A 13873-nucleotide genomic window follows, 5' to 3' on the forward strand; every position below is an offset into this window, starting at 1 on the left:
CTTGCCTGTGGGAGGGGTGAGGCGCGGTCAGAGGACTTTGGAGAGGAAGGCACGGGTGCGCTCGTGGCGCGGGTCGTCCAGGACGGCGGCGGGTGAGCCCCGTTCCACGACGACTCCGTCGTCCATGAACACCACGGTGTCGGCGACCTCGCGGGCGAAGCCGATCTCATGGGTTACGACGATCATGGTCGTGCCGGTGCGGGCCAGGTCCTTGATGACGTCCAGGACCTCACCGACCAGCTCGGGGTCGAGCGCCGATGTGGGCTCGTCGAAGAGCAGCACCTTCGGTTCGAGGGCGAGCGCGCGGGCGATGGCCACGCGCTGCTGCTGGCCCCCGGAGAGCTGCCGCGGATAGGCGTCGGTCTTGTCGGCGAGCCCGACCCGGTCCAGCAGCCGCCGGGCCCGCTCCTGTGCCTCCCCGCGCCGCAGCCGCAGCGCGGAGACCGGGGCCTCCACCAGGTTCTCCAGCACGGTCAGATGCGGGAAGAGGTTGAAGTTCTGGAAGACGAACCCGATGTGGGTGCGCTGCTTCAGAACGTCCTTCTCCTTCAGCTCGTGCAGCTTGTCGCCGGAGCGGCGGTAGCCGATGAGTTCGCCGTCGATGCTGATCCAGCCCCGGTTGACCTTCTCCAGGTGGTTGATGGTGCGCAGCAGCGTGGACTTTCCGGAGCCGGACGGACCGAGGATCACGGTGACCTCCCCCGCGCGCACCCGCAGATCGACCCCGCGCAGCACCTCCAGGGCGCCGAAGCTCTTGTGGACACCGCGGATGTCCACCATCACCTCCTCCGCGTCGGGCGTCGCCTCGGCGGCCCGGGCCGCCGTTCTGCCGGCGTCCACCGTCACCTCGCTCATCGGCTGCCTCCGAGGGTCTTCAGGGGGATGACGGGCCGGTCGGGCCGGGAGGCCGCCGCGCGCAGATTCCGTACGAAACGGCGGGCGCGCTGGATCGGGGAGGGCGGCGGGGTGCGGTTGGCGCCCCGGGCGAAGTGCCGCTCCACGTAGTACTGGCCGACCGACAGCACCGAGGTGAGGACCACGTACCAGGCGGTCGCGACCAGGAGCAGCGGGATCACCCGGCCGTTGCGGCCGTAGATCACCTGGACCTGGTAGAACAGCTCGCCGATGGCCATCACGTACACCACCGACGTGCCCTTGAGCAGTCCGATGATCTCGTTCCCGGCGGTCGGCAGAATGGCGCGCATCGCCTGCGGCAGCACGATCCGGCGGATCTGGCGCAGCCGGGGGATGCCCAGCGCCGCGGCGGCCTCGGACTGGCCGTGGTCGACGGCGATGACGCCGCCGCGGACGATCTCGGCGGCGTACGCGGCCTGGTGCAGCGTCAGCCCGATGACGGCGGCGCCCATGGTGCCGATCAGACTGTTGCTGTCGACGGACCAGAAGACCGGGCCGAAGGGGATGCCGACGCCCAGACTCGCGTACAGGGCGCTGAGGTTGAACCAGAACACCAGCTGGACGATCATCGGAATGGAGCGGAAGATCCAGACATAGGTCCAGGCGACGGTCTGGAGCACCGGGCTGCGCGAGAGGCGCATGAAGGCCAGGACGGTGCCGAGGAGAAAGCCCAGCACCGTCGCGTAGGCGGTGAGCTGGAGGGTCACCCACACCGCGTCCACGATCGTCTCGGAGAGGATGTAGTCGCTGAAGACACCCCACTCCCAGACCGGGTTGGTGGCCATCCCGTGCGCGAACTGGACGACCAGCACGGTCACGGCCGCACCCGCCGCCCAGCGGGCGTAGTGGCGGGCGGGGACGACCCGGAGGCGGGCCGGATCACCGGGGCCCGGCGGGGTGCCGGGGCCGGGGCCCGGGGAGGCCGCGCCCGGTGGCGCGGCGGTGGAATCGGTGGTGAGTCCCATCGTGGCGTTCCTGCTCACTCGTCAGCCGTGCTCGGGCGGGTTGATGCGCGATGTCTCGATCGCGGAGGCGGATGTGCCCCATTTCTTGAGAATCCGGGCGTAGGTGCCACCGGCGATCAGCTCGTTGACCGCGGCCCGGAACGCCTTGGTGAGAGGTGAGCCCTTGTCGAAGGCGAAGCCGACATCGAGACGGTGGTACTCCCCGAGGAAGGTGGTCCCCGAGGCGGACCGGGACGCCTGGTGGCGCAGCCCGTTGATGGTCGACATGATCACGTCGGTCCGGCCCTGCTGGAGCGCGGTGAGGGTGGCCCCGTTCTCGGAGTAGACCTTGACCTCGTACGGCTTCTTCCCCGCCTTGGCGCAGACGCCCCGCTGGGCGGCGAGGGTCGCCTCGAAGGTGGTGCCCGCCCCGGTGCCGATGGTCAGTCCGCAGAGCTGGGTGAGGTCCGTGACCTTCGTGGTCAGCTCGGTGTTGCCCTTCTTCACCGCGAAGCCCTGGCCGTCGTTGATGTAGGTGACGAAGTCGATGGTCTTCAGCCGCTCGGCGGTGACACCGAAGTTCCCGGTGCCGAAGTCGTACTTGCCGCTGCCGAGGGCGGGCAGGATCGTCTCGAAGGAGGCGTCCTGCCGCTCCAGTTCGACACCGAGGACCTTGGCCACCGCGTTCGCGAGGTCGATGTCCAGACCCGCGGGCGGCTGGTTCGACCCGTTCGGGTAGTACGCCCCGGGCGGGGCGCCGATCGAGCTGCCGACCCGCAGCTTCCCCGACGCCCGGACGTCCGCGGGGAGCAGGGCGGCGGCGGACGCCACGGTGCGCACGGCGGCCACCGGGTCGTCGGCCGGCGCGCGGGACGCCCCGGCTCCCGCCGGGGCGGCGCCGGGGGTGTCGCCGGAGCCGCACGCGGTCAGCGCCAGTGCGGACAGCAGCGCGATGCCGGTGCCGGCGCGCAGTCGCGTTCCGATGCCGCGGATGGTCACAGGACCGCCGCCTCTCCGTGATGCGCGGGGGTGGGCAGGCGCTTCTCGAACGCCAGGAGGCCGATGGTCTCGGGGTCCGCGCCGGTGTCGAACAACGGCGTGTAGCCGGTGGTCAGATACAGTCCGCGGGCCTCGGGCTGGCGCGGCCCCGTGGTCAGACGGATGCGCCGGTAGCCGCGGGCGGCGGCCTCGCGTTCCAGCTCGGCGACGATCCGCCGGGCCAGACCGCGCCGCCGGTGCGCGGAGTGCGTCCAGATCCGCTTCAGCTCGGCCGTGGTCTCGTCGTACCGGCGGAACGCGCCGCCCGCGACGGGCTCGCCGTCCTCGACGAGGAGGAGCAGGACACCGCCGTGGGACGGGGTGAACTCCTCGTCGGGGTAGCGGGCGAGCTCGGCGTGGGCGTCCTTGCCGTAGCGCGCCGAGTACTCGTCGCCGAGTTCGCGCAGCAGGGGCCCGGTCCTCGGGTCGGAGACGGTGACATGGACGATGGCCCGGTCGGCCGGGGCGTGCCGGGGCCGGAGCCGGGGCCGGGTGGAGGAGGTCATCTGTTCACCGCCGCGGCGGTCCGGGAGCCGCCGTGCGCCGCCGCCGGCTCGGCGCCGGGCTCGGCGGACCCGGCGGGCTCGGCGGACCCGGCGGGCTCGGCGGACCCGGCGGGCTCGGCGGCATGCTGGTTCCGGCGTTCGGCGTCGCGCTTGGCGACCTCCTCGCGGACGATCGGAATGACGTGCCGGCCGAAGTCGATCGCGTCGCCCAGCAGGTCGTAGCCCCGGGCGGAGAGGATGTCGACGCCGAGGTCGTAGTAGTCCAGCAGCGCCTGGGCGACCGTCTCCGGCGTGCCGACCAGGGCGTTGGAGTTGCCCGCGCCACCGGTGGCAGCGGCTGTCGGGGTCCACAGGGCGCGGTCGTAGCGCTCCCCCGCCTCGGCGATGGCGATCAGCCGCTGCGAACCGGTGTTCTCGGGCTGATGGTGTCCGTTGTGCCGCCGGGTGACCAGATCGCCGCGCTCCTTGCGGTCCTTGATCGCGCCCACGGTGCGGTGGGCCTTCTCCCACGCCAGCTCCTCCGTGGGGGCGATGATGGGCCGGAACGCCACCTGGATACGGGGCACGTCGGCGCGGCCCGCCGCCTTCGCGGCGGCCTTCACGGCCTCGATCTGCTCGGCGGTCCTGGCCAGCGGCTCCCCCCACAGGCAGTAGATGTCGGCCTCGGCTCCCCCGGCCGCGTACGCCGCGGGCGAGGAACCGCCGAACGACACGTCCGGGCGCGGCTGCCGGACCGGGAAGACATCGCTGACGAAGTCGTGGAAGCGGTAGTGCTCCCCCTCGTGGTCGAAGGGCTCGTGGGTGGTCCAGATCCTCTTGACGATCCGGATGTACTCACGGGTGCGGGTGTAGCGCTCGTCCTTGGTGAGGGTGTCGCCCTCGCGGCCCTGCTCCCGGTCGTTGCCGCCGGTGATGAAGTGCACGGCCAGCCGGCCCTCGCTGATGCGGTCGAGGGTGGCGAAGGTCTTGGCGGCGTAGGTCGGGTACGAGACGTTGGGCCGGTGGGCGAGCAGGAGCTGGAGGCGGTCCAGCCTGCTCGCGATGTAGGCGGCGGCCGGTGCGGGATCGGGCGATCCGGAGCCGTACGCGAAGAGCACCCGGTCCCAGTCGTGGTCCTCGTGTGCCCGGGCGAGCCGGAGTGTGTACTCCTTGTCGAACGCGGCGCCGGAGCGCGGGGTGGTTTCGGAGCCGTTGTTGGTCGCGGCGATACCAAGGAACTCAACCGGCACGGGAGATGACCTTCCTCAAGTCCATGGGACCGTGCCCCGGTCGGTATCCGGGCACGGCGGTGCGGCAGCCTGCGGCCGTCGGAGGACGGCGCGTCAGGAGGCGGGGAACGAGATGGTGAGCGGATGGGACGACGCCGGGCACGGGCCAGGGGCACGGTCGGGCGGCGGCAGCGGTGTGCCGGCTCTCGCAGCGGTGTCCGCGCGCGGACTCAGCGGGTGCTCAGCGCGGGAGGACGACGGTGTGCGGAGAGGGATTCCGGCCCGCGACGGGGTCGCCGAGGGAGGGAGGGGCCGGTCGGGCCGCCCGCTGTCGCGTCAGGCGCAACACGCCGCGGACCACACCCGACCGAAGTCGATGTGATCACGCGTAACCAGGCGCAGACCGGCAATCATGCGACCAATTGAGCAGTACAACTCGCCGCTCGTCAACTGTGTTCCAGGTGATGTAACACCAATGAACGGTCCGCCACCGAGGTTGACACACAAGGGCGTTGGATACATACGATCGGGGCCGGACGGGCTCCGCCGGGCACGGCAGCCGCGCCGGCCGCGTTGAGGGACGCGGTGATCACGACGACGCCCGTGAGCCGGCCGCCATTCCACCGCCCGCCGCGCCGCTGTGCCCGCGCGGCGTCCACGCACACGCGCCGCCGGGTGGGTCACCGGCGCCCGCGCGTCCCTCCCCTGGAGTGCCTTCTGATGGTCCCGCCGTCCGATCTCACCGATCCCTCCCGCGTCAACGGTTCCGTCCCGCCGCCCCTCTCCTCCGCCCCCGGCCCCGCGCCCGCCCCCGGCCCGGACAGCCCGGACAGCCCGGAAAGGCCGGTCCACCGCGCGGCCCCCGGCGGGGAGCTGCCGAGGATCGTGCCGCGCCGGCACACCGGCCGGCGGCTGACGGCCGTCGTGGCGCTGCTGCTGCTCGCGATGGCGGTCAACTCCGTCGTCCGCAACCCCGCGTTCCAGTGGGATGTCGTGGGCCGGTACTTCACCACCGCCGCCGTGCTCGACGGGCTGCTGCTCACCCTCTGGCTGACCGGTGCGGTGATGGTGCTCGGCTTTCTGCTCGGCATTCCGCTCGCCGTGATGCGGCTCTCCGTCAATCCGGTGCTGCGCACCCTCAGCTGGGGCTACGTCTGGATCTTCCGGTCCACTCCCCTGCTGGTGCAGCTGCTGTTCTGGTTCAACATCGGCGCCCTCTACCCGACGCTCGGTCTCGGCATCCCCTTCGGACCGCAGTTCGTCACCGTCGAGACGGTGCATCTGCTCGGGCCCACCCTCACCGCCGTCATCGGACTGACCCTGCACGAAGCCGCCTACGCGGCCGAGGTGGTGCGCGGCGGCATCCTCTCCGTCGAGTCGGGCCAGACGGAGGCGGCCCAGGCCCTCGGTATCGGCAGAGCGCGCACCCTGCGCCGGATCGTCATCCCGCAGGCGATGCGCTCCATCGTCCCGACGGCGGGGAACATGCTGATCGGCACGTTGAAGGGCACCAGCATCGTCAGTGTGCTGGCCGTGCACGATCTGCTGTACTCGGTGCAGCTGGTCTACAACCAGACCTATCAGGTCATCCCGCTGCTGCTGGTCGCCACCGTCTGGTACATCGCCGTCACGACGGTGCTCAGCACGGGACAGTTCTACGTCGAACGGCACTACGCGCGCGGCTCCGCCCGCGCGCTGCCGCCCACACCGCTGCAAGGACTCAGGGCCCGGCTGGCCGCGCTCCGCACCCGGTGGGACAGGGCGACCGCGCCGGGCGCCTGAGGGCACGGACCGCGCCGCGGGGCGCGGGGCCGGCCGGGCCGAGGGGACCGCGCGGGAAGGGGGTACGCGGGTGGGGCGCGGCGCCCGACGCGGCGGGCGGCGCGGGGGCGGGGCAGGGCGGGGCACGACGGGCGGTGGCGCGGGCGGGGCGCTGCTCCGGTACCGGTGAGGAGCGGCGCCGTGCCGTACGGGACCTTGTCCGGACAGTTCGGGCACGGTCCGGCTCTCCGCGTCCAAGTCGCCTCCGTCAACCCCTTGTGCCGGCGACACGGCGTCTGCCAGATTCTCCGCAGCCACTTGTGTCATGGACGCAACAAGACACCCTCTGGTGCGTCCTGCCCTTCCTGCGCATCCCGGCAGGGCTCCACCCCCACACGATGGAGAAGACCACGTGCGTATCACCCGTCTCATACCCGCCCTCGCGACCGCCGCGCTCTCCGTAGTCGCCCTCGCCCCCACCGCCACGGCCCAGACACCGGCGCCCGCGCCGGCCCCGGCCGCCGCCCCGGCCGCGGAGAGAGCCTCCGGCGCCGCGGAAGGCCGGGCCGCCCTGCCGATCATCGGCGGGGGCTACGCGAGCAACGCCCCGTGGGCGGCACGGCTGTTCTCCAACGGCCGGCAGACGTGCAGCGCCTCGATCATCGCGCCCACCTGGATACTCACCGCCAAGCACTGTGTCACCGGCGGCGGGCTGTCGTTCCGTATCGGCAGCCTCGACCAGACCAGCGGCGGCATCTCGGCCAACGCCTCGGCTGTCCACAACCACTCCTCCTCCGACCTGTCCCTGGTCAAGCTCGACCGCTCGGTCACGGCGACCTATGCCCGCCTCGGACAGCCCGGCTCGGTCTCCGTGAACCAGACCGTGCAGGTGTACGGCTGGGGCGCCACCTCCCAGTGCGGCTCCGAGATCAACTGCCAGTCCCGCTATCTGAAGGTCGCCAACGTCATCGTGAGCGGAGCCTGCCGCGACGCCTACAACGGCACCGCGATCTGCGCCCGCCGCGGCGACGGCATCACCGCGGGCGGCGACTCGGGCGGTCCGATGATGGCCAACGGCATCCAGGTCGGTGTCGCCTCCACCAGCGACCGGCAGACCATCACCGCCTACACGAACGTGACCGCGTACCGTTCGTGGATTCAGTCCCTCGCCGGGGTCTGACCGGCGCGCCGTCCCGAAGAGGGGCCGGCCCGCGGCGAGCGCCGCGGGCCGGCCCCTTCCGGCCGTCGGCGCGAGGCCGTCAGCGCGCCGCCGCGACCAGGCCGCTGAGGGCGGGCAGTACGTCTCGCAGATCGCCGCCGTCCACCGTGACGGTCGCCGCCTCCCGTGCCGCCGCCGAGGCGTTGAACGCCACGCTCAGCCCGACGGAGGCGAACAGGGGCAGATCGGAACGGCTGTCCCCGACGGCCCCGCACACGCCGGGTGGCAACCCCAGCTCCCGGGCCAGCGCGAGGGCGAAGTCCCGTTTGCCGTACTCGTCGAGGTGGCGGGCGACACGGCCCGTGAACCGGCCGCCGGCCCTCTCCAGGCGGGGTCCGCTGAAGGCGTGGAAGCCGAAGCGGCCGGCCAGATATCCGCCGACCGGCGACCAGGCCAGCGTCGCCAGCACGGGCACCAGCCCGTTCCCCCGGCACCAGCGCACGGTCTCCGTGATGCCCGGGACCAGGGGAAGCCCGTCGAGCCGGCCGAGGATCTGCTCCTCGGACACGCCCGCCCAGCCCCGGGCATCCCGTTCGGACACCTGCCGGTTGTCCAGGTCGCCGCGGGCGTAGGCGTCCTCGGCCCGGGCCAACTCGTCCCGGTGGCCGAGGAACCCTGCGAGAAAGACCGACGAACTCGTCCCGGGGACGAGAGTTCCGTCGACGTCGAAGAACACAGCGCCCACAGGGCCGGAGGAGAACACCGGTCCAGGATGCCACGCGGCGCCGCCCATCCGACTCCCCGAGGGCGTCCAGCGCGTGCGGCGCCACGGCCCCATTGCCCCACGGCTCCACGGCTCCACTGCCGTCATCGCCCGCACCAGGACGGAGCGCGCCGCCCGGGTGCGGCCACCCCGCAGCCCTCACGCCGCCTCGCGGCCGTGCGGGCGCCCGCCCCGCCGGTCGCCGGCGAGCCCGGGCATGCTCTCCGGCTCCGCGTCCGGCCGCCCGCCAGGGGGCGAGCCGGTGCCGCTCGCCCCAGGCCACGGGTGGCGCGCCGGCCGCGGCCACCTCCTCCGCGGCGCGCCGTCCGGGCCGGCGGTGCCGGACGGGAACCCCGCGAGGGAGGGCGGCGCACGACGACCGGCGGCGCGGCCGGGGCTCGGCGGGACGCCCTCCCGGCGGGGGAGCGAGCGCACCGCCCGCTGGTGCCCACCCGGCGGCACGTGCCACCCTGTCCGATCCCGCTTCCTTCACCGGCCGCCTCACCGCCCCGCGATCGCGGCCGCCCGTTCCCGCTGAGGAGTCCGCCCATGTCCGACGAGGTCTTTCTGATCGACGGCGCCCGCACGCCCCAGGGCCGCTACGGCGGCGCGCTGGCGTCGGTGCGCCCCGACGACCTGGCGGCCCTGGTGGTCGGCGAGGCCGTGCGGCGGGCCGGCATCCCGGGCGAGGCCGTGGACGAGGTGATCCTCGGAGCCGCCAACCAGGCCGGCGAGGACAATCGGAACGTGGCCCGCATGGCGGTCCTGCTCGCCGGACTCCCCCACACCGTGCCCGGATACACCGTCAACCGGCTCTGCGCCTCCGGCCTGACCGCCGTGGCCTCCGCCGCCCAGGCCATCCGCGCCGGTGAGGCCGACCTCGTCGTGGCGGGCGGAGTGGAGTCGATGACCCGCGCGCCCTGGGTCATGGCCAAACCCGGCACTCCCTGGGCCAAACCGGGCGAGATCCACGACACCTCGCTCGGCTGGCGCTTCACCAGCCCCCGCTTCACCGCCGCCGACCGCTCGGTGCCCGCCGGAGCCGGCCCGGAGACGGCCCGGGTCACCCTGTCGATGGGCGAGACCGCCGAGGAGGTCGCCGCACTCGACGGCATCACCCGCGCCGACTCCGACGCCTTCGCCCTCCGCAGCCACCAGCGGGCCGTCGCGGCGCGGGAAGCCGGGCACTTCGACCGCGAGATCGTCGCGGTCCCCCTCAAGGACGGGGCCGTCACCCGCGACGAGGGTCCCCGCCCCACCACCACCCCCGAGAAACTGGGGAGTCTGCGGACCATCTTCCGTCCCGGCGGCATCGTCACCGCCGGCTCCTCCTCACCTCTCTCCGACGGCGCCTCCGCGCTGATCGTCGCCGGTGGCGCGGCCGTACGCCGCCACGGACTCACCCCCAGGGCCCGGATCATCACCTCCGCGTCCGCCGGGGTCCCGCCGCAGCTCATGGGGCTCGGCCCGGTTCCCGCCACCGAGAAGGCGCTCGCCCGGGCCGGCCGGTCACTCCGCGATCTGGACGCGGTCGAACTGAACGAAGCCTTCGCCGCCCAGGCACTGGCCGTGATCCGGCGGCTGGACCTCGACGAGGAGAAGGTCAACGCCGACGGTGGCGCCATCGCCCTCGGACACCCCCTCGGCTCCTCCGGCGCCCGCATCCTGCTCACCCTCCTCGGCCGCCTCGAACGCGAGGACGCCCGCCTCGGCCTCGCCACACTCTGCGTCGGCGTCGGCCAGGGCGTCGCCCTGCTCGTGGAGCGGGTCTGAGCGACCCGGCGCACCGGGCCTCCGCGTGGGGCCTCCGGGGCCACCGGGACCGCCAAGGGCTCCGGGGCCACCGGGGGGCTCCGGGGAGCGGTCGCCGCCCCGACCGGGCGGCGGCGCGGAAGACGGCCGGCGCCCGCGGGGTCCTTGCGCCGCACGCGATCCGCGACCCGCCGGAACGGACGCCGAAGCCGCGGCCGGTCACCGGGCACGGCGGTGTCGTCGCCGGGGGTGCCAAAACCGGGGAGCCGCTGGAGCCCGGCCGGGCCGCCCTGGGGCCGGGGCCGGCGCACCGGGCGGTGCCGGGCGGCACCGCCGGGAGGGCCCGCCCACCGGGAGGACCCGTCCGCCGGGAGGGGCATCCGCCGGGTGGTCCCGGCTCCCGCCACCGGGCCGGCCGGGAGGCGGTGCGGGCGTCCCTCGCCCGTGGACGGCCGCTGGTCCAGGGTGACCGGGGCCTGAAGCATTTCCGCACGTCAGCTCATTACGCATACATGACATGTGAGAGAGATCACTCCGCGGGGAACGCATGCTGCGTCACGGTGGAGGGGAACCCCTGAAGGCCATCATCAACCGGATACGCCGCCGGGCCCCGCGCACGCGCCCGCCGACGCGTCTCCGCCCGCTCCGAAGGGATTCCTCTCATGTCCAAGGTGTTCCGCAAGCTTCTCTTACCCGCGCTGCTCTCGCTGGCGGCCTTCGCTCTCCCCTCGTCCGCCACGGCCGCCACGGCCGACGCCGCACCGTCCGGCACGGTCGCCCCGCTCGTGGGCAACCAGTGTCTGGCCACGGCCTACCCCTCCTTCTACGCGGCCAGCGTGAAAGGGTGCAACGGGTCCTCGTCCGAACAGCGCTGGACCGTCGACGGTGAGCTGATCCGGCTGGCCGCCCACCCCGGCATGTGCCTGTCCACGAACTACCCGTCCTTCTACGCGGCCAGCGTCTCCGGGTGCAACGCCTCCTCGTCGAAGCAGCGCTGGACCTTCGACGGCGAGCTGATCCGGCTGGCCGCCCACCCCGGCATGTGCCTGTACACGAACTACCCCTCGTTCCTGGCGGCCAGTGTGTCCGGGTGCAACGCCTCCTCCTCACAGCAGCGCTGGACCAGAACGGGCGAGCTGATCAGCCTCACCGCGTACTGATCCCGCCCCGCCCCATCCTCCGGGCCGGTGGCACCGCTCGCCGGCGACGGGCGTCCGGGCGGCAACCGATGAACACTCCGGGCGGGTTCGTGCCCGAGCACCGGCGAACCCCGGTCCCGTGAAGCGCCCCGCGCGGACGGGACCGTCCGCCGAAGCCCTCACCGCAGGGCGGCGGCAGCCGTCCATGTCCCTCCGCCGTCCTCCGGAGTCCCGTGTTCCGGAGGGCGGCGGCAGGTGGAACGCGCGTGGTGCCCGCGCCCGTCGCGGAGCGCGGGGAGCGCGCGGAGCCAGGGCCTCCGCCTTCCGCGTCGTTCGCGACACGGGCCGCCCCGATTTCGTGAACCCCGATTGTCAGTGGTGGGTGAGACGGTGAGGACCATCGACTCGTCACGAGGGGGAGCTGCCCGTGTCCGGAAGCCAGAACTACATCAACCACGTCGCTCTTGTGCTGGATGCCAGTTCGTCGATGTCGCACCTGAGCCGCAAGGTCGTCGACGTCGCCGACCAGCAGATCGCCTATCTCGCGCGCCGGTCGGGGGAACTGGACCAGGAGACCCGTGTCACGGTGTACGTCTTCGCCGACGAGGTGGAGTGCGTCATCTATGACAAGGACGTGCTGCGGATGCCGTCCCTGAAGCAGCTGTACCGAACCGGTGGCATGACGGCCCTGCTGGCGGCGGCGCTGAAGTCGCAGCGGGAGCTGGCGCTGACGGCTCAGCTGTACGGCGACCACAGCTTCCTGACGTTCGTCCTCACCGACGGGCAGGAGAACGCGAGTCACCGCTGCCCCGACGCCCCCAGCAGGGACCCTCAGGAGCTGGTCCGGGCGGTGACGGGGATGATCGGGGCGCAGAACGACAACTGGACGCTGGCCGTCCTGGTGCCGGACCACGTGGGCAAGCGCGAGGCGATGCGGTGCGGTTTCCCGAAGGACAACATAGCCGTCTGGGACGCGACGACCACACAGGGGCTGGAGGAGGCCGGGCAGGTCATCCGGGAGGCCACCGAGAAGTTCATGGTGGGCCGCACCAAGGGCATCCGGGGATCGCGGGCGGTGTTCTCCACGGGTGCGGAGGCGGTCAACAGGGACACCATCCAGGCGGCCGGCCTCACCCCGGTCGACCCCTCGGCGTTCGCGCTGATCCCGGTGGACCGTGACACGGCGATCCGGAACTGGGTCGTCGAATCCGGTCACACCTACCGCACCGGTGGCGCTTTCTACCAGCTGAGCAAGACGGAGAAGATCCAGGCGCGGAAGCGGATCGCGGTGCTGGAGAAGAAGACGGACCGGGTGTACACGGGGCCCGAGGCCCGGGCCCTGCTCGGCCTGCCGGATGTGGAGGTCCGCATCAAGCCGGACCACAACGACGACTTCACCATCTTCGTGCAGAGCACCAGCGTGAACCGCAAACTCGTGCCGAACACACGGCTGCTGCTGATGCACTGACCCCGGGCCATCACCTCCGCTCACGGGCGGGAGTCACCAGGAAGCGGCCTCCTCCTGCAGGAGCGCCACCTCGGGATGAGAGCTGTGGGGGCGCAGTGCCCGGCGCATGGTGGTGAGAAAGGCGGTGGCGCGGGAGGAGCGCAGTCCCGGGTAGTCGGCCAGGAAGCGTTTCCAGGTGCTGACGGACTCTTCGAGGTTTCCCCGGAGGAGCTGCGACTCGGCCAGGTGCGCCGTGGTCAGCGCCCGGGCTCGGCGCGCCTGGGGGGCGCGGGCGCGGAGGGAGGCGTGGAAGGCGCGGCCGGCTGCCCGGTGGTCCCTCAGGGCAGCCAGGGTCCGGGCCCGCTGGAAGTGCAGGGCCGCGATCGGGTAGGTGTCGAACGGGTCGGAGGGGTCCTGGTCCGCCTGGCCGTGGAGGACCTCGGCCCTGCGCAGGGCGAGGAGAGCGCGGGGGCGGTCCTGGACTCGCGCGTGGGCGAGGGCCAGTTGGGCCTGGGTGAAGGCTTGGGTCAGCGGCGACGCGTGGCGGGCGGCGGTGGCGACCGCCTGTTCGGTCAGGGCGAGCGCGGGCCGGTGGTGTCCGAGTTCCAGCGCGTGGGCGGCGAGTGCCCGGACGGCGATGGTGTAGGTGTGGGGGTCTTCGGCCTCGGCGGCCAGGTGGGCGGCTGTGCGGTGGTGGCGCTGGGCGAGGGCGTCGGCGTCGTCGTCGGCACACATGTTGCCCAGGAGGATGGTGAGCTGGGCGGTGTGCGTGAGGAGTTGACGGTGTACGTGATCGCCGGCGCCGGCGAGGAGCCAGGGGGTGACGTCGTCGGCGAGGTAGGCCGCGAGAGCGGTGCGTGCGTGCCCGCCGCCGAATGCCCCGGTGGAGGTGGCGAAGTAGGCGGTCATGCTCTTCAGTGCTTCCACTTCCGCCCGGCCCACCCGCCGTCCGGCCATGGCGGCGGTCCGGTGGGCGGTCGTCCCTGAGAGCAGCTCCTCCCACTCCGGGACGGTGAGTGCGGTGAGGCTGAAGCCTTCCGCGCCGGGGCTTCTGTCTCCGTTGGGGACCAGTTGGGTGCGGGTGGGCTTGGTCAGACGGTGCACGGGGCCTGCCTTCCAGGATCAGTCCGGTCTGCGGGCGGGAGGGCGGCATGTGCGGGCCGGGGCACGTTCCACCGCGCCCCCTCAAGCACGCGCGAGCACTACTCCTGGTTACCAATGGGTCACATCCAGTTCCCGGC

At 72.8% G+C, this 13873-nt stretch carries 12 protein-coding genes; 5 read left to right on the top strand and 7 right to left on the bottom strand.

Going from position 1 to position 13873, the window contains the following annotated elements; translation table 11 throughout:
- Positions 1-27 precede the first annotated feature (27 nt).
- The 5 genes from ACWCRA_RS21155 to ACWCRA_RS21175 all read right to left on the bottom strand — a co-directional run bounded on the left by ACWCRA_RS21155 (position 28) and on the right by ACWCRA_RS21175 (position 4632).
- A complete protein-coding gene (locus ACWCRA_RS21155) occupies positions 28-780 on the bottom strand; it encodes an amino acid ABC transporter ATP-binding protein (protein ID WP_351555948.1) in 753 nt (250 codons plus the stop codon).
- A 71-nt stretch (positions 781-851) separates the two neighbouring features.
- Positions 852-1880, bottom strand: a complete 1029-nt coding sequence (locus tag ACWCRA_RS21160; RefSeq protein ID WP_351555930.1) for an amino acid ABC transporter permease — start codon at positions 1878-1880, stop codon at positions 852-854.
- Between the two features lie 21 nt (positions 1881-1901).
- Entirely contained in the window at positions 1902-2852 is a 951-nt protein-coding gene (locus tag ACWCRA_RS21165) for an ABC transporter substrate-binding protein (protein WP_451068336.1), read from the bottom strand.
- A 2-nt stretch (positions 2853-2854) separates the two neighbouring features.
- On the bottom strand, positions 2855-3403 hold the full coding sequence (locus tag ACWCRA_RS21170) for a GNAT family N-acetyltransferase (protein WP_351555936.1): 549 nt from the start codon (positions 3401-3403) through the stop codon (positions 2855-2857).
- On the bottom strand, positions 3400-4632 hold the full coding sequence (locus tag ACWCRA_RS21175; protein WP_451068309.1) for an LLM class flavin-dependent oxidoreductase: 1233 nt from the start codon (positions 4630-4632) through the stop codon (positions 3400-3402). The genes ACWCRA_RS21170 and ACWCRA_RS21175 overlap by 4 nt, the downstream gene beginning before the upstream one ends.
- A 699-nt stretch (positions 4633-5331) precedes the next feature.
- On the opposite strand from ACWCRA_RS21175, the gene ACWCRA_RS21180 reads away from it, so the two are divergent.
- Complete coding sequence (locus ACWCRA_RS21180; RefSeq protein ID WP_451068310.1) at positions 5332-6393, top strand: amino acid ABC transporter permease; 1062 nt, start codon at positions 5332-5334, stop codon at positions 6391-6393.
- A 391-nt stretch (positions 6394-6784) separates the two neighbouring features.
- Positions 6785-7552: a S1 family peptidase gene (locus ACWCRA_RS21185; RefSeq protein WP_351555945.1), complete on the top strand. Its 768-nt coding sequence runs from the start codon at positions 6785-6787 to the stop codon at positions 7550-7552.
- 79 nt (positions 7553-7631) lie between these two features.
- On the opposite strand, the gene ACWCRA_RS21190 is transcribed toward ACWCRA_RS21185, so the two are convergent.
- Positions 7632-8267 carry an HAD family hydrolase gene (locus tag ACWCRA_RS21190; RefSeq protein ID WP_351555951.1) on the bottom strand — a complete coding sequence of 212 codons (636 nt, stop codon included), beginning with the start codon at positions 8265-8267 and terminating at the stop codon, positions 7632-7634.
- Between the two features lie 576 nt (positions 8268-8843).
- Here ACWCRA_RS21190 and ACWCRA_RS21195 point away from each other — a divergent pair.
- From ACWCRA_RS21195 to ACWCRA_RS21205, 3 genes are all read left to right on the top strand, one after another.
- Positions 8844-10067 (top strand): thiolase family protein, encoded by a 1224-nt coding sequence (locus tag ACWCRA_RS21195; RefSeq protein ID WP_451068311.1) that lies wholly within the window; start codon positions 8844-8846, stop codon positions 10065-10067.
- Between the two features lie 641 nt (positions 10068-10708).
- Positions 10709-11206 (top strand): ricin-type beta-trefoil lectin domain protein, encoded by a 498-nt coding sequence (locus ACWCRA_RS21200; protein ID WP_351559766.1) that lies wholly within the window; start codon positions 10709-10711, stop codon positions 11204-11206.
- Positions 11207-11612: 406 nt separating this feature from the next.
- On the top strand, positions 11613-12653 hold the full coding sequence (locus tag ACWCRA_RS21205; RefSeq protein WP_451068312.1) for a vWA domain-containing protein: 1041 nt from the start codon (positions 11613-11615) through the stop codon (positions 12651-12653).
- Between the two features lie 33 nt (positions 12654-12686).
- Here the strand turns inward: ACWCRA_RS21205 and ACWCRA_RS21210 are convergent, their stop codons facing one another.
- A complete protein-coding gene (locus tag ACWCRA_RS21210) occupies positions 12687-13736 on the bottom strand; it encodes a hypothetical protein (protein ID WP_351559762.1) in 1050 nt (349 codons plus the stop codon).
- Between the last annotated feature and the right edge of the window lie 137 nt (positions 13737-13873).

The organism is Streptomyces sp. NPDC001889 (assembly GCF_053594535.1).

What these genes read in the sequence shown, in the direction of transcription:
- ACWCRA_RS21155 (WP_351555948.1), bottom strand. Translation starts at nt 780, where the DNA reads ATGGTGGACATCCGCGGTGTCCACAAGAGCTTCGGCGCCCTGGAGGTG.
- ACWCRA_RS21195 (WP_451068311.1), top strand. Translation starts at nt 8,844, where the DNA reads ATGTCCGACGAGGTCTTTCTGATCGACGGCGCCCGCACGCCCCAGGGC.
- ACWCRA_RS21160 (WP_351555930.1), bottom strand. Translation starts at nt 1,880, where the DNA reads ATGGGACTCACCACCGATTCCACCGCCGCGCCACCGGGCGCGGCCTCC.
- ACWCRA_RS21200 (WP_351559766.1), top strand. Translation starts at nt 10,709, where the DNA reads ATGTCCAAGGTGTTCCGCAAGCTTCTCTTACCCGCGCTGCTCTCGCTG.
- ACWCRA_RS21180 (WP_451068310.1), top strand. Translation starts at nt 5,332, where the DNA reads ATGGTCCCGCCGTCCGATCTCACCGATCCCTCCCGCGTCAACGGTTCC.
- ACWCRA_RS21170 (WP_351555936.1), bottom strand. Translation starts at nt 3,403, where the DNA reads ATGACCTCCTCCACCCGGCCCCGGCTCCGGCCCCGGCACGCCCCGGCC.